Origin of the sequence: Ensifer adhaerens (assembly GCF_020035535.1) — a bacterium.
Taxonomy (GTDB): Bacteria; Pseudomonadota; Alphaproteobacteria; order Rhizobiales; family Rhizobiaceae; genus Ensifer.
The window spans coordinates 2,722,916-2,747,011 of record NZ_CP083350.1; the positions used below are offsets into that span (position 1 = coordinate 2,722,916).

General features: G+C 62.4%; 21 protein-coding genes. 4 read left to right on the forward strand and 17 right to left on the reverse strand.

Features of this window, described 5'->3' with window-relative positions:
• The first annotated feature begins 53 nt into the window (after positions 1–53).
• Complete coding sequence (locus LAC81_RS32475; protein WP_223728728.1) at positions 54–1,280, forward strand: MFS transporter; 1,227 nt, start codon at positions 54–56, stop codon at positions 1,278–1,280.
• Here LAC81_RS32475 and LAC81_RS32480 read toward each other — a convergent pair.
• From LAC81_RS32480 to LAC81_RS32545, 14 genes are all read right to left on the reverse strand, one after another.
• Positions 1,277–1,915 (reverse strand): hypothetical protein, encoded by a 639-nt coding sequence (locus LAC81_RS32480; RefSeq protein ID WP_223728729.1) that lies wholly within the window; start codon positions 1,913–1,915, stop codon positions 1,277–1,279. The two genes, LAC81_RS32475 and LAC81_RS32480, sit on opposite strands and share 4 nt — an antisense overlap.
• 268 nt (positions 1,916–2,183) lie before the next feature.
• Positions 2,184–3,857, reverse strand: coding sequence for a urocanate hydratase (gene hutU, locus LAC81_RS32485; RefSeq protein WP_223730389.1), 1,674 nt, complete (start codon positions 3,855–3,857; stop codon positions 2,184–2,186).
• Positions 3,858–3,859: 2 nt separating this feature from the next.
• On the reverse strand, positions 3,860–4,678 hold the full coding sequence (gene hutG, locus LAC81_RS32490) for an N-formylglutamate deformylase (RefSeq protein WP_223728730.1): 819 nt from the start codon (positions 4,676–4,678) through the stop codon (positions 3,860–3,862).
• 1 nt (position 4,679) lies between these two features.
• Positions 4,680–6,215, reverse strand: coding sequence for a histidine ammonia-lyase (hutH, locus tag LAC81_RS32495; protein WP_223728731.1), 1,536 nt, complete (start codon positions 6,213–6,215; stop codon positions 4,680–4,682).
• Complete coding sequence (gene hutI / locus LAC81_RS32500; protein WP_223728732.1) at positions 6,212–7,456, reverse strand: imidazolonepropionase; 1,245 nt, start codon at positions 7,454–7,456, stop codon at positions 6,212–6,214. Before hutI ends, hutH begins: the two co-directional genes overlap by 4 nt.
• 299 nt (positions 7,457–7,755) lie before the next feature.
• The gene (phnN, locus tag LAC81_RS32505) at positions 7,756–8,337 is read right to left on the reverse strand and encodes a phosphonate metabolism protein/1,5-bisphosphokinase (PRPP-forming) PhnN (protein ID WP_113535166.1); all 582 of its coding nucleotides are present in this window, start codon (positions 8,335–8,337) and stop codon (positions 7,756–7,758) included.
• Entirely contained in the window at positions 8,334–9,473 is a 1,140-nt protein-coding gene (locus LAC81_RS32510) for an alpha-D-ribose 1-methylphosphonate 5-triphosphate diphosphatase (RefSeq protein ID WP_223728733.1), read from the reverse strand. Before LAC81_RS32510 ends, phnN begins: the two co-directional genes overlap by 4 nt.
• Before the next feature lies 1 nt (position 9,474).
• The gene (locus LAC81_RS32515; protein WP_223728734.1) at positions 9,475–10,182 is read right to left on the reverse strand and encodes a DUF1045 domain-containing protein; all 708 of its coding nucleotides are present in this window, start codon (positions 10,180–10,182) and stop codon (positions 9,475–9,477) included.
• Positions 10,183–10,309: 127 nt separating this feature from the next.
• Positions 10,310–11,827: a phosphonate ABC transporter, permease protein PhnE gene (phnE, locus tag LAC81_RS32520; protein ID WP_223728735.1), complete on the reverse strand. Its 1,518-nt coding sequence runs from the start codon at positions 11,825–11,827 to the stop codon at positions 10,310–10,312.
• 8 nt (positions 11,828–11,835) lie between these two features.
• Positions 11,836–12,798, reverse strand: coding sequence for a phosphonate ABC transporter, permease protein PhnE (gene phnE / locus LAC81_RS32525; RefSeq protein WP_223728736.1), 963 nt, complete (start codon positions 12,796–12,798; stop codon positions 11,836–11,838).
• 179 nt (positions 12,799–12,977) lie between these two features.
• Complete coding sequence (gene phnD, locus LAC81_RS32530; protein ID WP_113535161.1) at positions 12,978–13,883, reverse strand: phosphonate ABC transporter substrate-binding protein; 906 nt, start codon at positions 13,881–13,883, stop codon at positions 12,978–12,980.
• A gap of 85 nt (positions 13,884–13,968) precedes the next feature.
• A complete protein-coding gene (gene phnC / locus LAC81_RS32535; RefSeq protein ID WP_223728737.1) occupies positions 13,969–14,811 on the reverse strand; it encodes a phosphonate ABC transporter ATP-binding protein in 843 nt (280 codons plus the stop codon).
• A gap of 253 nt (positions 14,812–15,064) precedes the next feature.
• Positions 15,065–15,448: a YciI family protein gene (locus tag LAC81_RS32540; protein WP_223728738.1), complete on the reverse strand. Its 384-nt coding sequence runs from the start codon at positions 15,446–15,448 to the stop codon at positions 15,065–15,067.
• An 89-nt stretch (positions 15,449–15,537) separates the two neighbouring features.
• Positions 15,538–16,698 (reverse strand): glycosyltransferase family 2 protein, encoded by a 1,161-nt coding sequence (locus LAC81_RS32545; RefSeq protein WP_223728739.1) that lies wholly within the window; start codon positions 16,696–16,698, stop codon positions 15,538–15,540.
• 313 nt (positions 16,699–17,011) lie between these two features.
• Here LAC81_RS32545 and LAC81_RS32550 point away from each other — a divergent pair, with 313 nt between their 5' ends.
• Positions 17,012–18,514, forward strand: coding sequence for an oligosaccharide flippase family protein (locus LAC81_RS32550; protein WP_223728740.1), 1,503 nt, complete (start codon positions 17,012–17,014; stop codon positions 18,512–18,514).
• Between the two features lie 40 nt (positions 18,515–18,554).
• On the opposite strand, the gene LAC81_RS32555 is transcribed toward LAC81_RS32550, so the two are convergent.
• From LAC81_RS32555 to LAC81_RS32565, 3 genes are read right to left on the reverse strand one after another with little or no spacing between them, the layout of a single operon-like run.
• Positions 18,555–19,610 carry a sugar-transfer associated ATP-grasp domain-containing protein gene (locus LAC81_RS32555; protein WP_223728741.1) on the reverse strand — a complete coding sequence of 352 codons (1,056 nt, stop codon included), beginning with the start codon at positions 19,608–19,610 and terminating at the stop codon, positions 18,555–18,557.
• Positions 19,610–20,647, reverse strand: a complete 1,038-nt coding sequence (locus LAC81_RS32560) for a sugar-transfer associated ATP-grasp domain-containing protein (protein WP_223728742.1) — start codon at positions 20,645–20,647, stop codon at positions 19,610–19,612. The genes LAC81_RS32555 and LAC81_RS32560 overlap by 1 nt, the downstream gene beginning before the upstream one ends.
• A complete protein-coding gene (locus tag LAC81_RS32565; protein ID WP_223728743.1) occupies positions 20,647–21,606 on the reverse strand; it encodes an ATP-grasp fold amidoligase family protein in 960 nt (319 codons plus the stop codon). The genes LAC81_RS32560 and LAC81_RS32565 overlap by 1 nt, the downstream gene beginning before the upstream one ends.
• Positions 21,607–21,907: 301 nt before the next feature.
• On the opposite strand from LAC81_RS32565, the gene LAC81_RS32570 reads away from it, so the two are divergent.
• Together LAC81_RS32570 and LAC81_RS32575 are read left to right on the forward strand one after the other, a co-directional pair.
• Positions 21,908–22,735, forward strand: a complete 828-nt coding sequence (locus LAC81_RS32570; protein ID WP_223728744.1) for a transporter substrate-binding domain-containing protein — start codon at positions 21,908–21,910, stop codon at positions 22,733–22,735.
• 72 nt (positions 22,736–22,807) lie between these two features.
• Positions 22,808–24,088 (forward strand): NAD(P)/FAD-dependent oxidoreductase, encoded by a 1,281-nt coding sequence (locus LAC81_RS32575; RefSeq protein ID WP_223728745.1) that lies wholly within the window; start codon positions 22,808–22,810, stop codon positions 24,086–24,088.
• The last annotated feature ends 8 nt before the right edge of the window (positions 24,089–24,096 follow it).

A 24,096-nucleotide genomic window follows, 5' to 3' on the forward strand; every position in this document is an offset into this window, starting at 1 on the left:
TGATTTAAGGGATTGTGCGATATCCTCCACCCGCTTCGCGGACACGTTCTAGCATGACTTCCACCATTTTCAGCGCCATGCGCAACCCGGCCATGCGGATCAGCATGCTGGCGATCTTCCTGTTTGGCTTTGCGGGTGCCGCGACGTCGCCCTACCAGTCCGTCGTCGGCATCAACGAGCTGGGCCTGAGCGACGCTCTCTATTCGCTGCTGATCCTTCTCGCCTCGACGGTCAATGTTATCGTCAGCGTTTCGATCGGCATCCTGGCCGATCGTGTCGGCAACTACCGGGTGCTGATGTCGACTGCGATCCTGTTCGGCGTCGTTGGCTACGGTATCGTCTATCTGTTGCCGCATCAGATGAGTTTTGTCGTCAGCGTCTTGTTGCTGTTGCCGATCTACGGTGCGGTTTACACGCTGCTCTTTGCCAATGTCCGCAGCATTGCGCGCCGGATGAGCGGCCATGACGCCGCGTCGCTGACGACAGGGGCGCGTGCCGCCATCTCGCTCGCCTGGGTTCTCGTGCCTGGACTGGTCGGCTTTGCCCTGGCGGGCGGGGAGAGTATGCTGCCCGCCTATCTGCTTGCCTGCGTGGGCTGCACCGTCAATCTGCTGATCGTATTCTTTTCGCTGCCCAACGAAGGCGGCGTTGATCCGTCGCTTGGCAAGCGGCTTTCCTATTGGACGTCGTTCCGCCAGATCCTGGCACCGCGTATCTTCCTGCGGGTGATTGCCGTTGCGACGATCACGTCGACGCTGCACGTCAACTCCGCCGTGTTGCCGCTGATCATGACCGATGAGATCGGCGGAAACGTCACCGATATCGGCATTATCGTCGGCATCGTCGCGTTCCTGGAGGTTGTTTTCATTTTCGTCTGGGCGCGCATCCAGTTGAGCCTCGTGCCGTACAAGGCGCTGGCGTTGGGCACGGCCATCTATATCGGCTACATGGTCCTTCTCAGCTTTTCCACGGCCACCTGGCAGATCTACGCGCTAACCCTGATCAGCGCCTTTGGCGCAGCAGCGCTGATCACCATTCCGATCAGCTATTTGCAAGACCTGATCGCCGACCGTCCGGGACTGGGAAGTTCACTGATCGCGGTGAACCTGTTCCTCAGCGGCGGGCTTTGCGCGGGGCTTTTCGCGCTGGGTACGCGGATCAGTAACTATTCCGGCACGGCGCTGCTCGGCGGTGCTGGGGGGCTTGTCGGGTTGGTGCTGCTGTTGGCCCTCGACGGCGACAGAAAGGGGAAGAGGACGGTCAGCCGCGAACCGGGTTAGTCCCAGGGCTCATCGACAAATGTGCAGGTGAATTTGGTTTGATTGTCCTGGAGACATCTCTTCTTTTGATCGACGAGGATCATGATCCTCGCGATGAAGCGAGAGAAGTCGGCCTTGCTGGTGTTAAAGGTGACTATCCCCAGCGCATGCGCCTGGGCCTGAGCCACGCAGGTTGCCAATTCCTGATCGGGGACATTGCTGTTTGCAACGACGACGGCTTGTTCAAACCGCCCTTCCGCAGAATAGCTCACGGCAGAGGCGCAGTTTCCAGCACCGCTTCCTGCGGTGTCGTTGAGCAATTTGTTGTAGTAGGCGTCGAAGCCGAAATCTTCAATTTTGCTAAGGTTGACCCGGCCGTTCTGGATGACATCTTCTCTAAATATGACACCGATGGTGTTTCTTCCGAGGCCCGGCTGGGCGCGCACCTCGATTCCGGCACTGATGGCGAGCATTTGAATTGTTGAGAAGACCACGTCCCTCTTCTTGGTCTCCCCTTGGCTCATTCCGACGCCGATAAACTCCGGGAAGGCGGTAAAATGCCGTTCGCCGTTGCGAACAGGGCCGAAGAAACTCACGGTCTGAGCGAGCGCAGACGAGGCAACAAAGACGCTCGTAAGAAGCCCGGTGGCAAACATCAGATGTCTAATGGTTCTTCTCCTGTTCCTGCCCCAACGCATGAAGCCTTCTCATCAAAAACCAGCGCGCGCGTGAGCCAACGGAGACGTCCTGTAACGCGTCGCGGGCAATGCGATGGCATGTCGATTTTTTTAGCATTGCTATCCACGGCTGCAAGGCGCCGGAGCCAGGAAGACGCACTCCTGACACCAGTCTCATCAAAAAGTGATAGGGGCGCCTTTCGGCGCCCCTATCTGTAGGTCCTTGAGTATGTCGGTCGGGCGCGGGTCAGTTGCCGAGAATGCCCGGCAGACGCAAGCCTTTTTCCTTGGCGCAATCGAGCGCGATCTCGTAGCCAGCGTCGGCATGGCGCATGACGCCGGTCGCCGGGTCGTTCCAGAGAACGCGCTCCAGGCGCTTGGCCGCATCATCCGTACCATCGGCGCAGATGACGACGCCCGAATGCTGCGAGAAGCCCATGCCGACGCCGCCGCCATGATGCAGCGACACCCAGGTGGCGCCCGAAGCGGTGTTGAGCAGGGCGTTCAGAAGCGGCCAGTCGGAAACGGCGTCAGATCCGTCCTTCATCGCTTCCGTCTCGCGGTTCGGCGAAGCGACAGAACCGGAGTCGAGATGGTCGCGGCCGATGACGACAGGAGCCTTCAGTTCGCCGTTCTTGACCATTTCGTTGAAGGCGAGGCCGAGGCGGTGGCGGTCGCCGAGGCCGACCCAGCAGATGCGCGCCGGCAGGCCCTGGAAGGAGATGCGCTCGCGCGCCATGTCCAGCCAGTTGTGCAGATGCTTGTTGTCGGGCAGCAGTTCCTTGACCTTGGCGTCCGTCTTGTAGATGTCTTCCGGATCGCCGGACAGGGCCGCCCAGCGGAACGGGCCGATGCCTCGGCAGAAGAGCGGACGGATATAGGCCGGAACGAAGCCCGGGAAGGCGAAGGCGTTTTCGAGGCCTTCTTCCTTGGCGACCTGGCGGATGTTGTTGCCGTAGTCGAAGGTCGGGATGCCCATGTCCTGGAAGGCGATCATCGCTTCCACATGCTCGCGCATCGAAGCGCGTGCTGCCTTTTCGACAGCCTTCGGGTCGCTTTCGCGCTTGGCCTTCCATTCGGCCATCGTCCAGCCCTTCGGCAGGTAACCGTTGACCGGGTCGTGTGCCGAAGTCTGGTCGGTGACCATGTCGGGGCGGATGCCGCGGCGCACCATCTCCGGCAGGATCTCGGCAGTGTTGCCGAGCAGCCCGACGGACTTCGCTTCGCCGTTCGCAGTCCAGCGGGCAATGATCTCCATCGCCTCGTCCAGCGTCTCAGCCTTCTCGTCGAGGTAGCGGGTGCGAAGGCGGAAATCGATCGAGTCCGGATTGCATTCGACGGCAAGGCACGATGCGCCGGCCATGACGGCTGCGAGCGGCTGGGCGCCGCCCATGCCGCCGAGACCACCGGTCAGCACCCACTTGCCCTTCAGGTTGCCGCCATAGTGCTGGCGACCGGCTTCCACGAAGGTTTCGTAGGTGCCCTGCACGATGCCTTGCGTGCCGATGTAGATCCACGAGCCGGCGGTCATCTGGCCGTACATGGCAAGACCCTTCTTATCCAGCTCATTGAAGTGATCCCAGTTCGCCCAGTGCGGCACGAGGTTGGAGTTGGCGATCAGAACGCGCGGGGCGTCCTTGTGAGTGCGGAAGACGCCGACCGGCTTGCCGGACTGCACCATCAGTGTCTCGTCGTCGTTCAGGTCCTTGAGCGTCTCGACGATCTTGTCGAAATCGGCCCAGGTGCGCGCCGCCCGGCCGATGCCGCCGTAGACGACGAGTTCGTGCGGGTTCTCCGCGACGTTCGGGTCCAGGTTGTTCATCAGCATGCGCAGCGGCGCTTCTGTCAGCCAGCTCTTCGCATTGAGCGTCGTGCCCTGGGGGGCGCGCACGTCGCGAATGTTGTGGCGCGGATTGTTCATGGTCATGCCTCGCTCCCTGTCTGTGTCTTGAGGTCAAATGCGATGGTTTCGATGCGGTCCAAGATGGCCTTCAACGGTTCGCGGAGCCGTGCGCTCCGGTCGGCGTCGAGCGTAAATGGCGGCTCTTCGGCGGCCAGATGGGTCGATTGCGCGAGTTCCATCTGGATCGCGTGCACGCCGGTTTCCGGGCGGCCATAGTGGCGGGTGGTCCAGCCCCCCTTGAATCTGCCATTGAGGATGCTGCTGTAACCCTCAGCCACCGCTGCAATATCGGCCGTCGCCTTCTCGATCTCCGGCGCGCAGGTCTTGCCCATGTCGGTGCCGATGTTGAGATCCGGCAGTTTGCCATCGAAGAGGAACGGGATGTGCGAGCGGATCGAGTGGCAATCATAGAGCACGACGACGCCGTGGATCGCCTTGACGCGCTCGATCTCGGCGGCGAGCGCTGCGTGATAGGGCGCGTGGAACGTCCGGAGCCGCTCGGCGATATCGGCTTCAGTCGGCGCCTCTCCGTCTTTCCAGATCGGTTTGCCGTCGAAATCCGTATCCGGGATCAGACCGGTCGTATTCTGGCCGGGGTAGAGACTGACGCCTTCGGGATCGCGATTGGCGTCGATCACGTAGCGGTGGAAGGTGGCGCGAACGACGGTCACCTCCGGCAGAAGGCCATCATAGAGCTGATGGATATGCCAATCGGTGTCGGCGAGGATCTGGCCGTTGTCGTTCAGACGGTCCCAGATCGCAGCCGGCACCTCGGTGCCCGTATGCGGAAAACCGAGGATGACCGGGGAGTTGCCTCGTTTGACTTCGAAGACCGCCATCTCAGGCCTCCAGGCCTGGCAGGATGCCGGCAGAGACGGCAGCGTTCAGGCGGCCGGAGGCGATGAGATCGCCAGCAGCCTTGAGATCATTGGCCATGTAGCGGTCTTCTTCGATCGTCGGCGAAACGGCGCGAAGCGCGGCAGCGGCCTTTTGCAGTTCGGGGCTCGTCGCCAGCGGGGCGCGGAACTCGACGCCCTGGACGGCGGTCAGCGCTTCGATGCCGATGATCGAGAACAGGTTTTGGGTCATCAGCAGCAGGCGGCGTGCACCGTGGCAGGCCATGGAGACATGGTCTTCCTGGTTGGCCGAGGTCGGCGTCGAGTCGACGGACGCCGGATGCGAGAGCTGCTTGTTCTCGGACATCAGCGCCGCCGAGGTGACTTCCGCGATCATCAGACCGGAGTTCAGGCCCGGCTTCTTGGCGAGGAAGGCCGGCAGGCCGTAGGAGAGGGCAGGGTCGACGAGCAGCGCGATACGGCGCTGCGAGATCGCGCCGATTTCACAGACAGCAAGCGCAATCTGGTCGGCTGCAAAAGCCACCGGCTCGGCGTGGAAATTGCCGCCGGAGACGACCGAGTTGTCCGAAAGAACCAGCGGATTGTCGGTGACGGCATTGGCTTCGGTCTCGAGCACGCGGGCGACCGAGCGCAGGAGGTCGAGGCAGGCGCCGTCGACCTGCGGCTGGCAGCGGATGCAGTAGGGATCCTGTACGCGCTCGTCGCCTTCGATATGGCTTTCGCGGATTGCGGAGCCCGCGAGCAACGCCCGCAGCGCAGCTGCCGTATCGATCTGGCCGCGATGGCCACGGAGCGTGTGGATATCGGGATGGAAGGGTGCGGAAGAGCCCATGGCTGCGTCGGTCGACATGGCACCGGTAACCAACGCTGCCTGCGCAGCGCGGTACGCGCGGAAGAGACCTGCGAGCGCGAGCGCCGTCGAGGTCTGGGTGCCGTTGATCAGCGCCAGGCCTTCCTTGGCGGCCAGCACGACCGGCGTCAGGCCGGCGGCGGACAGCGCTTCGGTGCCGGACATGCGACGTCCTTCGAAGAAGGCTTCGCCGTGACCCATCATGACTGCGGCCATGTGGGCGAGCGGCGCGAGGTCGCCGGAGGCGCCGACCGAACCCTTTTCTGGGATGACCGGGATGACGCCTTTTTCGAGCATAGCTTCGATCAGCCGCACGAGTTCGAGCCGGACGCCGGAAGCGCCGCGGCCGAGCGAGACAAGCTTCAGCGACAGGATCAGACGTACGACGTTTTCTGCGAGCGGCTCCCCGACGCCGCAGCAATGGGACAGGATCAGATTGCGCTGCAGCGTCGCGACGTCGGCGCTGTCGATCTTGATCGAGGCGAGTTTGCCGAAGCCGGTGTTGATGCCGTAGACCGGCGCGTTGCCAGCGACGATCTCGGCGATGCGGCCGGCCGCCTTTTTGATGCCAGCGTCAAACGACGGGTCGAGACGGGCGGGTTCGCCAGTCCAGTAGATGGTTTCGAGGTCGCGAAGGGGCACGGAGCCCGGGTGTAGAATGATGGTCATTGACCAGTCCTTTGCCCTCTGAAGATGCGTTCATGAAGTGGATTGAAGCCGATGCGGTAGACGAGCTCGGCGGGATCCTCGATGTTCCAAAGCGCGAGATCGGCCGATTTGCCGACCTCGATGGTTCCTGTCTCGGCGAGCAAGCCGAGGGCGCGGGCGGCTTCACGCGTCGCACCGGCGAGGCATTCGGCAACCGTCAACCGGAAGAACGTCGCCGACATGTTCATGGTCAGAAGCAGCGAGGTCAGCGGCGAAGTGCCGGGATTGCAGTCGGTAGCGATCGCGATATGCGCGCCGGCGTCGCGCAACGCCTGGACCGGTGGCAGGCGCTCTTCGCGCAGCGCATAGAAGGCGCCGGGCAAAAGCACGGCGACCGTGCCGGCCCTGGCGAGCGCTGCGGCGCCTTCGGCGTCGAGATATTCGAGATGGTCGGCCGAGAGCGCGCCGTAGGAAGCTGCGAGCTTGGCACCGCCGAGGTTGGAAAGTTGTTCGGCGTGGAGCTTGACCGGCAGGCCGAGTGCCCTTGCGCGGTCGAAGACACGGGCGATCTCAGCGGTCGAGAACGCGATGCCCTCGCAGAACCCGTCGACTGCGTCGACCAAACCTTCGCCATGGGCCGCGTCAAGGCCTGGCAGAACCACGTCGGTGATGTAGTCGCCGTTCCGCCCCCTGTAGTCGGCCGGCGTCGCGTGGGCGGCGAGGTAGCTGGTGACGACGCGCACCGGACGGAGCGTTTCGAGCTTGCGGGCGGCGCGCAGCATGTTGAGTTCAGCCGTGACGTTCAGCCCGTAGCCGGACTTGATTTCAACGGTCGAAACTCCTTCGCAAAGGAGCGTGTCGAGGCGCGGCAGGGCGCTTTCGACGAGTTGATCGACGGACAGCGCATTGGTTGCCTTCACTGAGGAAACGATGCCCCCGCCGGCGCGTGCGATCTCTTCATAGGTAGCGCCTTCGAGCCGCATCTGAAACTCACGGGCACGGTTGCCGCCATGAACGAGATGGGTGTGGCAGTCGATGAGGGCGGGCGTCATCACGCGGCCCTGGCCGTCGGTTGCTTCGAGGCCGCGTGAGAACTCGGCGGGAAGGTCACCCTCCGGACCGGCATAGGCGATGCGCCCATTGACGACTGCGACGGCTGCATCCTCGACGAGACCAAGCCCCTCGACGGTTTCGCCGAGCGTCACGAGACGCACGTTGCGCCAGATGCCGGATGCCTGATTGCTGGTCGAGATTTGGGTCATAAGGTCGCCTCCACGGGATATAATGTATATACATATTAATTTGTTCCACAAGAGGAAATTTATGGAGCTCTCGGAAAAGGAAAGGGCGATCGGGTCGCCAGACCACGATGAAGTAGCTGAGGAGATTGCTTTAGAAATCTGATTTCGCGGAATATTTCGGCCGGCGGCCGTACCTCCGGCGCATGCAAAAAGAATGGCCCCAAACCTGAGGTTCGGGGCCATTGCCTGGATATCTTGAGAATGCTCGTTGCGATGCGTGCTAGCGACTCGAGGCCTATCGGTCGCGAAGGCGGGCCGCGCTAGGCCGCGTGATCCGCCTTGATACGCAACCGTTCAACGACCTCGACAAAGCGATTGCCGGCGATTTCCAACCGACCGCTGTTATCGATTACGCTGACGCCGGGGCCTGAGGTGACATCGGGCGCCAGGCGGCTGAGGCGTCGTAACACCTCTTCCTCGCTTTCACGGCCGCGTTCGGCAAGCCGTTTCGCGAGCACCGGCGCTTCTGCCGTGACGACGACGACGGCGATTTCGCCGAAGGCTTCGCGGAACGCCGGCAGGGCACCGCGGCTGCCGTTGACGATCGCCGTCATGCCGTTCCGGACATTCTGGAGCACCGCGGACGGGATGCCGTATTTCAGGCCGTGCGCATCCCAGTAGACGGCAAAGGCGCCGTCCTTCTGCATATCGACGAATTCATCCTCCGAGACGCTTTCATGCACTTCACCGCCGGCATCCGACGGGCGGGTGATGACACGACGGACGAAATGCACATCGTGACAGTCGGTAAAATGTCGGGCGGCAAAGCCCATGACGCTGTCCTTGCCGGCGCCGCTCGGGCCGACGACGACGACGAGCGCGCCCTGTTCGTTCGCGCTCATGCGACACGCCGTCCTTCGCGCCAGACGGAGCGTACGACCGGGATGCCTTCCTTGCGGTGCACGCGGGCGATATCGGCGCGCAGGCCAACGGCAACGCGGCCGCGGTCATTGAGACCGACGGTACGGGCCGGCGTCGAGGTCACCATGGCGATCGCTTTCGGTAGGTCGATGGATTCGATTTCGTCCGAAAGTACGAAGGGTGCGTGGATCAGGCTGAATGGCACATAGTCCGACGACAGCACGTCGAGCACGCCGCGCTCCGCCAAGTCGCGGGCAGCGATGTTGCCGGAGTGCGACTTGCCGCGCACGATGTTCGGCGCACCCATGAGTACACTCAGTCCTGCGCGGTGCGAGGCTTCGGCAGCTTCGAAGCTCGTCGGGAACTCGGCAAGCTTGATGCCGAAGCCGATCGATTCTTCGACGTGATCGACGGTCGCGTCGTCATGGCTGGCAATGGTGATGCCGCGGGCGGCGCAATCCTGGGCAAGGGCTGTGCGGTGCGGGCTGGCATATTTTGCCGAAAGCGCCTGCTGGCGCTCGACGAAGCGGGCGAATTCCTCGTCCGAGAAGCCGCGCTTGGATTTGTAGTAGAGCGTGTACTGGTCCATCGTCTGGAACTGGCGCTGACCGGGGGCGTGGTCCATCAGCGAGACGAGCCTGACCTGCGGGTCGCTCTGGAAGTCCTCGTAGTGATCGAGCACGTCGGAGGTCGAAACCTCGCAGCGGAGGTGGATCAGGTGGTCGGCGCGCAGGCGGCCTTCTTCCTTGGCCTGTGCCAGCGCGTCGGCCATGCTGCGCATCTCGCCCTTCTGGAAGCCGCCGTCCTCGTCGGAGCCGAGGCGCAGGCAGTCGAAGACCGTGGTGATGCCGGAGGTGACCACCTGTGCGTCATGAGCCTGAATCGCCGCGATCTTCAACCAGCGTACACCCGGGCGCGGCGAGTAGTGGGCTTCGAGGTGGTCGGTGTGCAGTTCGATGAGGCCAGGGATCAGATAGTCGCCTTCGAAGTCCTCACCGCTGGCAACCGTGCCCTCGGAAATGTCGGCAATCTTGCCGTCGCGGATCAGCACCGAACCGTCGAGGACACTATCCTCGAGGACGATGCGGGCGTTGGTCAAAACCTGTTCTTTGCTCATCTCATGCGATCTTTCGTTGGGTGTCGCTGCCGAGCGGCAGCAGGGAGCGGACAGTAAAGGGTGCGCCGCGCTCCGGTTCGACGAAGAGTGCGACTGACGTAACGTGAAGCGGCTTTCCGATGTGTTCGGCAAAGGTCGTTTCGAGTGCCCGGCGCATGAAATCGCTGTTCTCGGCGGGCACTGGACCGGTCAAGGTCAGATGAAACTGAAATTCTTCGAAAACATAGGGATAGCCCCATTCCCGCAGGTAGCGCCGCTGGCGCTCAGGCAGATTTTCCGGCTTGCGGCGGACGAAATCGGCATCCGACAGCGGCGCGCGGAAGGGATCAAAGCGATGAACAGCGTCCTCGGCGAGGTCCTGCAGTTCTGCGGAAGGAGCCGAAGGAACGAGGGCAAAGAACGGGCCGAGTTGATGGAGAACGATCTCCGGGATCTCGAAGGGATCGAGGTCGGCGGCGAAGCATTCGAAGATGCTCAGCAGTTCGTCCTCGTCCCGGCCTTCTGCAAGCTCGAAGGGGGCTTTCAGCGTGCCGTGAAAGCCGTAGCGCCGTGGATCGCTCGTCAGTGCGCGCTGCACCTCTTGGTCGAGGCCGGCAATCGCCGAGGCATCGAGATCCTCGCCGGTAAAGGCGTCACGGCCAAGCCAACGGGACGCGGTCTGCGACAGCCGGTCGTCCGCCGGCGGCGCGAAATAGATTGCATAGCGCACGGTCTTCACTTTCTTGTAGCGACCGGCCCGCCTGGGCGGCGGGTCGATTGTTTGCGGGATGCGATGCGCAGCTAGCCGATTTCCATGACAACATCATGATGGCGGACGCGCAAATGCCTGGCAGTCGTCAATGTGCCTTGCTGCCCATCAGGCGCGAACGGCACGCGTTCGAGATGCTGTCGAAAATAAAGACAACCAGCAAGATCAGAAGCACCATGTAGGCGACATTTTCCCAATCGGAATTGGTGCGCATTGCTTCCCAGAGTTTGAGGCCGATGCCGCCTGCACCGACAGCGCCGATGATCGTCGCCGAGCGGGTGTTTGATTCCCAGAAATAGAGGGCCTGGCTGGCAAAAACCGGCAACACTTGCGGCAGCACGCCGAAGCGCTGCACGGCCAGAGGCGCAGCACCCACCGACTTCACGCCCTCGCGCTGTTTGTCGTCGATGTTCTCCAGCGCCTCCGAATAAAGCTTTCCAAGCGTTCCCGTGTCGGTGAAGAAGATCGCCGAGATACCCGCCAGCGGTCCCGGGCCGAAGGCGCGGGTGAAGAACAGCGCCCAGATGAACATGTCCACCGATCGCAGGAAGTCGAAGAAGCGCTTGACCAACTGATTGGTCATAAAGCTCGGCGTGATGTTGCGGGCGGCAAGGAAGCAGAGCGGGAAGGCGATCAGCGACGCAAAGAGCGTGCCGACGAAGGCCATGACGACGGTCTGCAGGAGCTTCGTCCAGACATCCAGATGCTGCCACTCGGCATTGTAGAGGATGTTGTTCCAGGCGAGTGAAAGATTGGAACGCGCCGGATCGATCCGCTCGCCGGACATGATGAGCGAAGCGACTTCGCCGTAGCTCTTGCCGAAGAGGGGCGAGCTGGTGTCGAAGAGGAAATTCGCCCAGCCGAAGAAGCGGTTGCGGATGGAAACCTCGTCACCTTCGACCTCGGCCCAGCCGGTGGCGCCAAAAGCAAGCACGATCTTCTCGCCGGGGCGCTTCTGCGTTGCCCAGGTGGGCAGCGTGCCCTGCGGTGTCACCCTGTCGGCGCCGTCTACGGCCATCACCAAGGTCTCGCCGCCATGGGTTGCCTTGACCAGGCTGTCGGCGATCTCGACCCTGGTCGAGCGGTCATAGGTAACAACGACGCGCGTCAGCACCTCTTCCGTTCGGGTTTCGACCCGGTTCGGAGCTTCGACGGTGGTCGCGCCCCCCAGTGCAGAGCCTGGCGTCATGAAGCTGAAGGAAGAGCTTGCCTTCGGCGTTGCCGCCTGTGTTGCCGATGCCGGAATTTCAACGCGGCGCGTTACCGTTTCCTTGTCGAGTTCGACCCAGTCCGGACTGGGGTTCGGTCCGAGCGGCGAATTTCGTTGATAATTGAGGCTCATCGTCCGGTCAGGGGCGATGTGGATTTCCGGGCGTACCTCGTAGGAAACCCAGTCGGCGAGGTAGGTGCCGGCGATGCCCCAGTTGGCATTGCCCAGCACCTGTCCGATCGAGAAGAACCACCAGCTGAAGATGAGATATACGATGATACCGCCGGTAACCGCTGCCGTGCGTACGCGCTTGGAGGTAGAGGATTTCAGGAGTTCTGGATGGCGGTTCGCGATCGCATCCATTTCCATCGGGTTCAATCGTGTGGTCGTGGTCATGCGTGCACCTACTGGGCCAGCTGGAAGGACTGTTCGCCAACAAGGCGACGGCGGAGCCAAGCGGAAAACTGGTCGACAGCGAAAATGGTCGCGAAAAGCAGAATGACGATCGCAAGCGTTTTCGCCTGGTGGCCCTGGCCGATCGAGAGGCGCAGCAACTCGCCGATGCCACCGCCGCCGACGGCGCCGATGATGGTCGAGGCGCGCACATTAATCTCGAGGCGCAGGAGGAAATAGCTGGTGAAGTTCGGCAGTACCTGCGGCACCATGCCGAACCAGACGCGCTCGATCCAGTTGCCGCCGGCGGCGCGCAGGCCTTCGTCGGGTTTCATGTCGGCGTTTTCGACCACTTCGTAGAAGAGCTTGCCGAGCGCACCGATCGTATGGATCGAGACCGCAGCGATCGCGGGAATGGGCCCGAGCGAAAGGATCGCGAGGAAGAAGCCGGCAATTACGACTTCCGGAAAGGCGCGCAGGATCTCCATGATGCGGCGAACAATGCCACGGATCCAGGGGTTGGGCATCAGGTTGCGCGCGGCGAGGAAGCAAAGCACGAAGCCGAGTGCGGTGCCGATGACAGTGGAGAAGATCGCGATGTTCACGGTCTCCAGCATCTTGTGCACATATTCGGGAATGTAGAAGCTCTCGGTCAGGTAGAGCCGGCCTTCGGGATAGTTGTACTTGAAGCTGCCGTCGTCATAGGGCGAGGGCAGGTCGAACATGGCGCGGAAGATTTCCAGCCCGTCACGCGGCGCGAGGTCGCCGACGAAGTCTAAGAAATGCGGCAGGCGATCGAAGAACTTGCCGGCGTTGGAATCGTTGGCGAACCAAAGCGAGCCCGAAAGAGCCAGGAAGAGAACGCCGAAGCCGAGCCAGGAATAGAGCCTACGGCGGGAACTGAGTTCCTGCCAGTGGCGCTCAATGACGGCGCCGTTGTCGCTCAGATGCCGCGGGAGCAGGGAAGTTGCCATGATCGTTCCGGCTCGCGCCGGCCTCTATGGCATTTCCAGGAAAGCGCCATGCGGCCTTCCATCAGGAAATGCGTGAAAACTAAGCGATAGACATCCGCTGAGGATGGGCGCGGAACACCCCTTCAAACAAGGAAACGCTGGCCGTTTGGGCGGCCAGCGTTCCCAAGGTATGCGGTCTATCAGCCGCCGATCGTTGCCTTGCGGGCGTCGATGATCGGCTTGTAGAAGTCGGCGTTGACTTCGGTGAAGCCGGTGAAATCGCCACCCTGGATGGCCGAGAAGCACGCGGCGTCGGTCTTCGGCAGGTCGAGCATGAACTGCTTGAACTTCGCCTTCATGTCGTCGTTCATCGAGGTGCGCACGACGACCGGGCCATTCGGGATCAGCGGCGACTTCCAGAGTTCGACGAGGTCGTTCATGTCGAGGATGCCCTTGTCGACCATCTTCTTCAGGTTGCCCGAGGTGTAGCCGTCCTTGAATTCGCCGACGCCCGAGCCGAAGGTCGTGCCGGCATCGAAGGTGCCCTTGACGACTTCGAGAACCAGGTTTTCGTGACCGCCGCCGAAGCCGGTCTCACCGAAGAATTCCTTGACCGGCGCGCCGATTGCTTCCGGCAGGGTAACGAGCGGGACGAGGTAGCCAGAGGTCGAGTCCGGATCGGCGAAGCCGAGCTTCTTGCCCTTCAGGTCTTCGAGCTTGGTGATGCCGGAATCCTTGCGGGCAACCATGATCGAGTGGTAGCCGGTCGAGCCGTCGGTCTGAACGGTCGTCAGGATCGGCTCGACGGCGTCAGCCTTGGCCAGATAGATCTTGGCGTAGCCGGAAGCGCCGAGTTCGGCGTAGTCGAGCGTGCCGCCGAGCAGGCCCTGGATAACGCCGTCATAGTCGGCAGCCGGGAACAGCGAGACCTTTTCGACGCCGATCGCAGCCGGCAGCTTGTCGACGAGGCACTGGAAGTTGCGCAGGCGGTCGGCTTCGTTTTCGCCGCCGAGGATGCCGATGCGGAAATCCTTGAGGTCTTCAGCCTGTGCGTGGCCGACGAGGGCGAGGAGCGCGACGGCGCTCAGAAGAGCTTTTTTCAGCATAAGGTTCTCCCGTGTGTCCGGCTCAGCCGGATCTATTGGGTTTCAAAGAGGTGCCCTTGACGCGGGCTTTCGATCCTGGCGGGCGTCAGATGCCGGCCAGTGCCAGCGGCTTGAGGCCGGCCGATGCCGTTTCTTCCTGCGGTTCAGCCGTCGGAATGTTGATGCTGGTGGAGGTCATCGATTCCTCGATGCCCGTATCGGCGCCGTAGATCTCGGCAACGGCTGCCGCCGTCAGATCCTTGGGCTGACCGTCGAAGACGACGCGGCCGTGCGCCATGCCGATGATGCGTTCGCAATAATTGCGCGCGGTATCGAGCGTATGAAGGTTGGTGATGACTGTGATGCCGTCGCGCTCGTTGATGTCACGCAGCGCATCCATGACGATCTTGGCGTTCAGCGGGTCAAGCGAGGCGATCGGCTCGTCGGCGAGCAGAACCTTCGGCTGCTGCATCAGGGCGCGGGCGATCGCGACGCGCTGTTGCTGGCCGCCGGAAAGCGTGCCGGCCGGCTGCAGGGCCGTCTGCTCGATCCCGAGGCGTTCCAGCGCGCCGATCGCCATGATGCGTTCTTCGCGGGTGAACATGTTGAGGATGCTCAAGACCGTCGAACGGTGGTTGAGGCGGCCGAGCAGCACATTGGTGAGCACGTCGAGGCGCGGCACCAGGTTGAACTGCTGGAAGATCATGGCGCAGTCGCGCTGCCAGTTGCGAAGCGCTGCGCCGCGAAGCGACGAGACCTCGGTGCCGTCATAGACGATCGAGCCCGAAGACAGGTCGACGAGGCGATTGATCATGCGCAGCAGCGTCGACTTGCCGGCGCCCGAGCGGCCGATTACGCCGACCATCTGGCCTTGGGGAATGTCGAAGGTAACCGAACTCACGGCTGTCTTCTTGCCGAACTGGCGGGTTACACTCTTCAACTGAAACATTTCTAGCAGGTCCTCTTTCGGGGAGACCGGTCATCGGTATGACACCTGCCATAGCGGCGCTTCATGAAAGCGAAATGTCAGTTTGTTGTAAGTTCTGTTACAGTTCACGCCCACGCGGGCTGGGTTAATCAAATGTGAACGTCGCAGCCCGGGCGCAGGCGCGATTGGTCACCTTCCGCGTGATTGCGTGCTGATCCGAATGGGATCGGGGCGGTAGCCAGGGCGCTCCCGGGGCGCTACCGCCGCGTGATTCCTAGCCCTCGGTGCCAGGCTCCAAGGTTGCCCCCGGAACATAGAGGGCGATCGGCCGGATCTCGTAGATCGCGGTAGGATTGCTGCGCCGCAGCTCGCGTGCAGCCGCTATGGCTGCGTCGATCGTCGGAAAGTCCACGACGTAGAGGCCCAGCAGTTGCTCTTTGGTCTCGGCGAAAGGTCCGTCGGTGACGATGCCTTCGCCCTGGCCCCTGAGCGTCACCGCACCTTCGGCAGGCCCGAGCCGCGCGGCCGGTCCGAAGGCTTTCTGCTGAACGAAGCGCTCATGAACCTCGAGAAGGTCGGACATCAGGGCCGCGTCCTCTTCCGCGCTCCAGGATTCGACCACGCCTGCCGTGTGATAAGCCAAGATTGCATAATACATGAACCGTCCTCCCGGACGTATTCCTGTCAGGTTTCGCTGGCGGCTTCAATCGGCGCGCGAGGTTCGTGGCCACAACTCTCGCTTGGAAATCAGCCCCAGGACGCGGCGGCCCAACGACAGGCCTGGGCGGCGATGCGCGAACTGCGCTTGAGCTGACCCTGCGCCGCGGCTTGGCGCGCTCTCCAGACAAGGCCGCGGGCGAGCGAACGGGCGAGTTCGCGCCCCGGCGGAAAACTGCCGCTGAGCGAGCGCAGTCCTTCGTCGATCAGGGCATTCCCGAAGACCTCGTCGCAGTCGTATTTCGATCCAGTCGCGCGCCGGAGGATGCGCTTTTCATAGGGCGTCAGCGGACTCCGGCTTTGCTCAAGAGCGCGACCGAAGTCGGAGATGGCGATGTCCCAGCGCTTCTTGCGGGCCATGATCGCACCCCGCTGCAGGAGCGCGCTGCGCTCTTCATCGCCACTCTCGATGCGCCGCGACGGCAGATAGTCGGTGAGCGGCAAGGTCTGGTGCAAACGATCGAAGATCAGCGCATCATTGCTGATCCAGTTTTGATCGCGTCGCTGCGCCTGGAAACGGCTCGCCGCCGGTCCCCGGTCGCCGTCGTGCAGGCGCTGGTGAAAGATGACATTGGCGGTCGAAGCCGCCTTGCCGAGGAGAGAAAGCCTGATCAGCATGTCGTAGTCCACGGATCGCGGCAGTGCTTCATCGAATGCCCCGGCAGCGTCATAGAGGCTGCGGCGGACGAGCATGCCAGGCTGGTGGACGAAGAAATCCTCAAGCGTGGCGATCAGGAATTCGTTCGTCGGACAGTCGTTCCAGTAGCCCGTGTCCAGGAACTTGGCAGCGCCATCTTTTTCGTGCTGGAAACGCACATAGCGCCCGTAGGCGATGCCGGCCGATGGATCGGCCTCGAAGACCTGCATGAGATCGCCGAGCGCCGTGGGGCAAACAACGTCGTCGTCATCGACGATCCAGACGAACTGCCCCCTGCATTTCTGCAGCCCGGCGTTCAATGCACGCGCCTTGCCGGCATTGGCCTGCTCTATGACCTCGATCCGGTTTCCGTACCGGGCAAGCACGTCAGCCGTTTCGTCGGTCGAGCCATCGACGACGACGATAATCTCGTCATCGCGTCCAATCTGCGGCAACAATGCATCGAGCGAAGCTGGTAGATATTGGGCCCGATTGTAGGTGGGAACAATGATGGAGATGCTGGCGCCGTTGCGAGATACGTCCGATAGCTTCATGCCTTGTGCTCCTCCTCAATGGCAGCTTCCCCTCTTGGCGCCTTCCCAGTTCCCCAAGGTTCTTTCGGGGCGATCGATGCACCTTCAACGTGTGAAGCGTTGATAAAATGGCGGGCCGCCCTCAATTTCGACAACAAGCCAAAATCTATCGTGAGATAGAATGCAGGCTCGTTTCGATCGCTGAAAGTCTTTGTCCTTAAATCGACCGCGTTTTGAGGACAAAGACCTGCGGCAACGCAGCTATATCGACCGCAACGCGTCTCATGACGTGCGGTGTTGTGGTTCGTGAGCTGAATGACGGAAGGCATTTCTATTGAGCCGAGCAGTAAAACTGACCGGGCAAGCCATCTGGGCTTCATTGGGCCAATTGGCGCAGGCGTTGCTTGCAACCATCAGCACCATCATCCTGGCGAGAATCCTCGGCGCCGAAACCTATGGTGTCTTTGCTCTGGGGCTGCTGATCGTCGGCTTCGCCGAGATCTTCGTCGGGGGACACGCGGCCGACATCGTCGTGCAGAAACCGGACGCCACGACCGGACATCGCAATGCGGCCTTCGCGGCTCTGGTTGTCATCTCCGTTCTCTCGGCAGTCGTCATCGGTGTCAGCAGTGGGGTGGCCTCAGCCTTCTTCGAGGCGCCGCAGCTCAAGGCGCCGCTGCTTGCGATGCTCGTCCTGCCAATCCTCACGGGGCTGGCAAGCGTCCCCAACCAGATCCTCGTGCGGCGCCTGCAGTTCAACGAGCTTGCCCGCATCGGGGCGGTATCGGGTGTGCTGGCGGTCGCGGTCGGCGTTGTGCTGGCGATTTCGGGCGCCGGTATCTGGAGCCTCGTCATCATGGAGATCGTGCGGCGCTCGGTGAACCTGATCATGCTGATTCCCGCAGCGCGCTGGTCGCCCGGTTTCGGCTTTGTCCGCCAGGAACTCATCGATGTGCTGCGTTTTGCATCCCGCAGGGTCGAGAACAACGGACTGACCTACATCTCCCAGAACGCCCTGCCGCGACTGTTCATCGGCCAGTGGCTCGGGACGGAAGCGCTCGGCCTTTTTGCGGTTGCCCGCCGGCTGCTCGACCAGTTGCACAATATTCTGAGTGGCCCCGTTGCCGCGGTCGCCTTTCCGGCAGCATCGCAATTGCAGCATGACCGCGAGCGGCTTGCCAAGCTGATCGATACGTCGGTCCGGCTGACCACCTGGGTGTTCTGGCCAGTCGTTCTCGGCGTTGCGATGATCGCACCGATCCTCGTGCCGCTGGCCTTCGGCGAGGGGTGGGCCGAAGCCGTCCCGGTACTGCAGGTACTCGCTCTTGGAACCTTGCGGGCGCCGGTCTCGAGCTTCAACACGGCCGTGCTGGTGGCCTTCGGGCGGATGGGTTCGGTCTCCTCTATTTCGGTGCTGTCGATCGTGCTGGGTGTCGCCTTCCTTTTCGTCGGCGTCCAATACGGCCTCGTCGGCGTCGCGGCAGCGCTGTCGCTGAGGCAATGGGCTCTCTGGCCCGTTGGCGCCATGCAGGTCTATCGCGTGTCCGCCCTCCATCCCCTGGGGCAGCTGCGCACGCTCTTCGTCGCCGCGATGCCATCCCTGATCATGGCGGGCGCTGTCTGGACCGCCGGGCGGATGATCGATGGCCTTACGCCCGTCCCGATGCTCTGCCTGCAGGTTGCGATCGGTGTCATTGTGTACGGGGTGGCTTGGGCGGCCTTCAATCCGCGCGAGACTGTGCTTGTGTTCAAAGCGGTCTTTGACCTCGTCCGCGGGGATTGGGCTTCGGCGAAATCGCGGATCCCACTCATTCTCGGAACGATGTCTGCCCCATAAACCGGAGCGCGCGTCCAATGCAGACCAGTGGTTCGTGAGCTTAGTCTGCCTTGAAGGACCTGTGGCGTTGTGATGCGCGAATGCGCTCCAGTCGGTTTGGGCTGATGGCGCCCTTTGCCGCGAAAAAATCGCGCACTTCCTGGCGCAGCAGCATCGGCTCGTGAAACTGGATGAGGTTGGGATTGGCAAGCGTCCCATTGCCCTCGATCACGATCGGGCCGTCCTCGGTCAAGGCGATATCCCAGCCGACATAGACGAGCCCCGCGATCGAGCGCGTGCATGCGCGCGCCAGCGTCTTGATGTCATTCCAATGCGGGATCATCGTGCCGCCGATGCGCGTGCCGGTTTCGGGGTGGCGGGGGAGCGTGGTTCGGCTTGGGCCGCCGTCATCGGAAATCGCATCGGATAGCGTGCCGCTTTCCAGTTCGATCAGGGACACGATCCCGCCGGCCTTGAAGTTGTCTGTCGGCCGCGAGCGTTCCGTTCCGAACCGGTGGGCCGCCCCGAGCAGGATGGTCTTGCCGGACGCTTCGTCATGGCCGACTAGAACCCGGATCGTGTTGACGGCATGCGGATAGATCGCCGATGCGTAAGGGTGTTGCACCACTGCGGCCTCGAGCAAGAACCGACCGCGCCGATCGACCTCGTCGACTGATGAAATGCGTCGCACGCCGCGGCCGCCGCTGCCATCGACCGGCTTAGAGATCATAGCGCGGCCTTCAACGTCGGCGCGCGGCAACGGGCTGCCATCGAGCGTGGTGGCACGGCCGTCCTCGACGAGCCCAATCAATTCCGGGCAGGTCCCCGGGAAGCTTCCGGAGCGGACCCATTCATGAAACCGGAGCTTGTCGCCGAGCAGCGCCATGGCTTCGGTGCTGTTCAGCCGCGGCAACCGGGCCTCCGCCTCGAGGTCGGTCAGAAACAGGTGAGCGTCGAACCGGTCGAGCGGATACAGCCAGGCGCGGTTGGAGAGGAAGCCGCGGCTCATCAGCCGCAGATTGGGAAGGCCGCGATTTCCGCGCCGCTCCAGCGCCCAGAAGTGCTGCAGGAGCGAGAGGCGGTGGCGTACCACGCCGACGATCGGGAGCGCGCCCATCAGAGTGGGCCATCCTTGGCTCGTGGAATGTAGCGGGCAAAGATCCGACGCAGTTGCGGCTCATCGAGCAGGCGATCGTAAAGTTGAAAGAAGCGCAGGCTCGGATGGGCGTTGCCTTCGATGACGATCGGTCCTTCCGCCGTTACGGCGATGTCCCATCCGACATAATGCAGATACGGGAAGGCGCGGCCGAGATCCTCGACAAGCCGCAGGACTGCAGGCCAGTGGGCAATCTCGACATCGGCAATCGCCATTTGCGTGTCCGGGTGCACATCGTGATAGCGGACCAGATTGCCATCCGCGATCGATAAGGCGCGGGACAGCCGTCCCGTCTGTAGGTCGACTTTCGAAACCAGCCCGCCCGCGCTGAAATTATCGACCGGCACCGAGCGGGCGCCGCCAAAGCGGTGAATGGCGGCGGCTGCGACCGGAGCGCCATCATCGTCCCGCAGCATCAGCAGGCGTATGGTATTCAAGGCGTCGGGAAAGATCGTCTGCGCATAGTCGGCCTGCTGCACGAAGCTGGTCAGGATCGCATCTTCGCCGCGGTAATTGTTGACGTGGTCCATTGCCGTGCCGATCTGCACGGAACGTCCTTTCGAACCCAGCGCCGGCTTGATGACGAAACGGCCATGGGTCGCGAGTTCATCGCCGAAGGCGCGCCGGCTGTCGTCCCGCCAATGCCATCGGTCTCCGAAATAGCAGGAGAATATCTGTGGGGTCGGCAACCGCATCGAGGCAAGGAGTTCTCCGAACACCGCCTTGTTGTCGAGAACATAGGCATAGTGCCCGTTCAGCCCGTGCAGATGCTGTTCCCTTTCGCAATTGGTCACGACGCCGTCGAGGTCGCCGCGTATCTGGCGATACCAATCGGCCTCCTTCGGATCGAAACCGGCCAGGATGTCCTGGATCCGCTGCAGCGGTGCCAGTTGCCGGTCGTCGGCCGAGGCACTGTCGGCCCAGTAGCGACGGGCGTGGCTTTTCAGGAAGCGAAGGCGGCGCTTGTCGATCGTTTGGTCAACCAGACTTTGCAGCATCAAGCGTGGGTTCCCTTTCTTGGTTGCTCTCCAGGCAATCTCAGCAAGTCACCGAAACGCAGTTCCCACTCATAAGGTTCGAAAATATCTGTGCCGCCCTCGGGGAAGAAGGTGATCTCGCCGAAGCGGATACGGCCGAAGTTTTCGTAGAGGTCGACCCGGCTGAACGCGAATGGAGCGGCGAGTTCTGTCGCAATGTCGAGCAGGGACCGAAGGGACTGGGGAGGCTCTAGGCCGTCCGCTTCGGCTGGCGCACCGCGCCGCCGCACCGGCAAAGGCTGCCAATCGGTGTCGAAGACCGTCTTGCTGCGTAAGCCGTCCTTCTCGCGGATGACCATGATGAAATGCGGGCGACCGTGGAAGCAGAAGATCTTGTATTCGCGCAGGCCGTCGGCCGAGTCAGGTTCCAGAAACGCCTCGACCAGGACACCCGGCCGGATATCGCGATAAACCGGCTCGCGATGCCGGTACCAATGGTTGAATGCCAGGTGGTCGGCGAGCTTGGCGCGGGCGGCATCCCAGTCGAACGTGTCCCGGTCACGGCATATCACCACACCGCCGAAGTCGTGATTCGTCTTGAGGACGAAGGCCTCTTCTCGGATGTTCTCCGGCGTGATGTCCCTCAGTCGATAGGTGGACAGGATCGCCGGGATGAGAATATCCGGGCCGACACGCTCGGCAACATAATCGCGCACCTTGATCTTGTCGGCGCAGATCGTCTGCAACGCGGTCGCCGGCATCAGCTTCAACGCGTTGAGCTTTTCGCTGAGCCCTCGCGGCTCATCGACTTGCAACTCTCTTCCCGTGCGGGCGCGATACTGCATCTCTATGAACTCGCGGGTGTTGATCCGCCGCTCGCCGCGAAAACGATTGGCGCGAGACCAACGGTAGAGATGGGTAAGGAGATCGGGGGCTTGCCGCGCCAGGAACTGGCGGGAATATTCCTTCATGGTGGACATCGCATATCCGTCACTAGAGAATCTCGATTCAGGCGGCCCTTGATGATCCCATCTTGGGCGCGCAGCGGGGCGAAGGTTTCCAGAACGATGTGGCGACACGGTGGCCGGGCCTCGGTGCAGTTCGGGCGGCTCTCGTCCCTTTGGCTCATTCATCACGGAGACATATGGTCCCATCACTTCGTTTCATGGAGTTGGGCGCGCTTCTGCCCTTGACTCGTCTTTATCGATCTTTTCTAACTTATGTTGTCAGACATCTTACATAAACGGGAACCCATTGCTGACGTTCAAACAGGAGGAATGCGTGAGGAAACTGGTTCTACAGCTCGCCGTCGGCGCTGCCGCGCTGGCGCTTGCCACCGCCGCGCAGGCAGGCGAGACGCTCGACCGTGTCATGAGCAAGAAGGCGATGGTTGTCGCCACCAACAGCGGGTGGCCGCCGCAGAGCTATCTCGATGACAGCAACCAGCTTGTCGGCTTCGACATCGATGTCTCCCGCGAGATCGGCAAGCGCCTTGGCGTCGAAGTCAGCTTCGAAACGCCGGAGTGGGCCACTTTGACCGGCGGCCGATGGCAGGGACGTTATGACGTCGGCGTCGGCTCGGTCACCCCGACCAAGCCACGCGCCCAGGTCATCGACTTTGCCGGCATCTATTACTACAGCCCCTATGTCTACGTCGTTCACAAGGACAGCGAGGCGAAGGCTGTCACCGACTTGAACGGCAAGGTCATCGGGGTCGAAACGGCAACGACTTCGGAGGATTTCATTCGTCGTCAGTTGGAAATCGACGCGCCGGGCCTGCCGCCGATCGAATATAAGCTGGAACCGGGTGAGATCCGCACCTTCGCCGATTCCATGCTTCCCTTCGACGACCTCCGCCTCGGCGACGGCGTGCGGCTCGATGCCGTGATTGCGCCGGAACAGACCGCGCTCAACGCCATCAAGAACGGTTATCCGCTGAAGGTGCTCGAAGGCGAGTACGCGTTCAAGGAACCGCTTGTCGTGATCGCGGAAAAGACCGATCCGGAGTGGACGAAGAAGATTGGCGATCTCATCGCTGAGATGAAGAAGGACGGCACGCTCGCAAGCTTTACCACCAAGTGGTACGGCAAGGACTACAGCGCCGACTGAAGTGGACAAGTCTGTGGGGCGGCAGATCGTGCCGCCCGCACCCCCTAATCGCTGTCTGCAGGGCGCAAGAACATGTCCTATCCCGATACCTACTATAAAAACACGATGGTCGACCGGAAGGTCAGGCCAGTGCTTTCGGATGCCATCGAATGTGACACGGTCGTTGTCGGCGGTGGCCTCGCAGGTCTGACAACGGCGCTTCAGCTTGCGCGCGCCGGGCAGTCGGTCGTCGTGCTCGAAGCCGAAAGCGTCGGCTTCGGCGCGTCGGGCCGTAACGGCGGCTTCGTCAGCCCCGGTTTCGCGACCGGTGGCGAGAATATCGCTCGCGCGACCGGTGCCGAAGGTGCACGCCAAATCCACCGTCTGTCTATCGAGGGCGTGGACTTCGTTCGTGATACGATCGCCGCGCTGAAGATCGAGAGCGCCCATGCGCAGCCCGGCATCACGAGTGTCTTGCGCTATGACGACGGCGGCAGCTTGAAGGCGCACGCCGATGCGATGCGCCAAAACTATGGGTACGAGTTGGAGTATTTCGACACTGAGCATATTCGCGCGGTGTTGAAGTCGAAGCGCTATTTCCAGGGCTTGCGTGACCCCAAGGCGTTCCACATGCATCCGCTGAACTACCTCCGGGCGGTGGCGGAAGAAATCGAGCGCCTGGGTGGGCGGATCTACGAAGGCTCGGCGGCAACGGGAAGCATGCTCGACGGTGCCGAAAAGACGGTGTCGACCGTTCGCGGCCGGGTCAAGGCGCGCCAGGTGGTCTTCACCACCGGTGGCTATACCGGTGCGCTCAATGGCCGGCTGCAACGCGCTTTCCTGCCGATCGCAACCTATGTGATGCTGAGCGAGGAAGCGCCGGAGCTGATCCGGTCGGCGATCGCCACCCGCGATGCGATCGGCGACAACCGCCGCGCCGGCGACTATTACCGCTTGGTCGATGGCGGCAAGCGGCTGCTCTGGGGCGGGCGCATCACCACCCGCGCCGCTTCGCCGGCCGCCCTTGCCGCCGAATTGCGCCGCGAGATGACCGGCACCTACCCGCAGCTGAAAGGTCTCAAGACCGAACTCGCCTGGTCGGGCCTGATGTCCTACGCCCGCCATCTGATGCCCCAGATCGGCGAGATGCGGCCGGGCGTCTGGCATTGCACCGCCTTCGGCGGCCATGGTCTCAACACCACGGCGATCGGCGGCAAGCTGGTGGCCGAAGGCATTCTCGGCCAGTCCGACCGCTACAAGCTCTTCCGGCCGTTCGGCCTGGTCTGGGCCGGCGGCTATGCCGGACTGGCGGTGGCCCAACTCACCTACTGGAAACTGCAGGCACAGGACTGGTGGCGCGAGCGCGCGGCCTGAACGCCGGA

Excerpts from the sequence above, each read along its gene's own strand:
- LAC81_RS32475 (WP_223728728.1), top strand. The coding sequence starts at position 54 with ATGACTTCCACCATTTTCAGCGCCATGCGCAACCCGGCCATGCGGATC.
- LAC81_RS32480 (WP_223728729.1), bottom strand. The coding sequence starts at position 1,915 with ATGTTTGCCACCGGGCTTCTTACGAGCGTCTTTGTTGCCTCGTCTGCG.
- hutU (WP_223730389.1), bottom strand. The coding sequence starts at position 3,857 with ATGAACAATCCGCGCCACAACATTCGCGACGTGCGCGCCCCCCAGGGC.
- hutG (WP_223728730.1), bottom strand. The coding sequence starts at position 4,678 with ATGGCGGTCTTCGAAGTCAAACGAGGCAACTCCCCGGTCATCCTCGGT.
- hutH (WP_223728731.1), bottom strand. The coding sequence starts at position 6,215 with ATGACCATCATTCTACACCCGGGCTCCGTGCCCCTTCGCGACCTCGAA.
- hutI (WP_223728732.1), bottom strand. The coding sequence starts at position 7,456 with ATGACCCAAATCTCGACCAGCAATCAGGCATCCGGCATCTGGCGCAAC.
- phnN (WP_113535166.1), bottom strand. The coding sequence starts at position 8,337 with ATGAGCGCGAACGAACAGGGCGCGCTCGTCGTCGTCGTCGGCCCGAGC.
- LAC81_RS32510 (WP_223728733.1), bottom strand. The coding sequence starts at position 9,473 with ATGAGCAAAGAACAGGTTTTGACCAACGCCCGCATCGTCCTCGAGGAT.
- phnE (WP_223728735.1), bottom strand. The coding sequence starts at position 11,827 with ATGACCACGACCACACGATTGAACCCGATGGAAATGGATGCGATCGCG.
- phnE (WP_223728736.1), bottom strand. The coding sequence starts at position 12,798 with ATGGCAACTTCCCTGCTCCCGCGGCATCTGAGCGACAACGGCGCCGTC.
- phnD (WP_113535161.1), bottom strand. The coding sequence starts at position 13,883 with ATGCTGAAAAAAGCTCTTCTGAGCGCCGTCGCGCTCCTCGCCCTCGTC.
- phnC (WP_223728737.1), bottom strand. The coding sequence starts at position 14,811 with ATGTTTCAGTTGAAGAGTGTAACCCGCCAGTTCGGCAAGAAGACAGCC.
- LAC81_RS32540 (WP_223728738.1), bottom strand. The coding sequence starts at position 15,448 with ATGTATTATGCAATCTTGGCTTATCACACGGCAGGCGTGGTCGAATCC.
- LAC81_RS32545 (WP_223728739.1), bottom strand. The coding sequence starts at position 16,698 with ATGAAGCTATCGGACGTATCTCGCAACGGCGCCAGCATCTCCATCATT.
- LAC81_RS32555 (WP_223728741.1), bottom strand. The coding sequence starts at position 19,610 with ATGGGCGCGCTCCCGATCGTCGGCGTGGTACGCCACCGCCTCTCGCTC.
- LAC81_RS32560 (WP_223728742.1), bottom strand. The coding sequence starts at position 20,647 with ATGCTGCAAAGTCTGGTTGACCAAACGATCGACAAGCGCCGCCTTCGC.
- LAC81_RS32565 (WP_223728743.1), bottom strand. The coding sequence starts at position 21,606 with ATGTCCACCATGAAGGAATATTCCCGCCAGTTCCTGGCGCGGCAAGCC.
- LAC81_RS32575 (WP_223728745.1), top strand. The coding sequence starts at position 22,808 with ATGTCCTATCCCGATACCTACTATAAAAACACGATGGTCGACCGGAAG.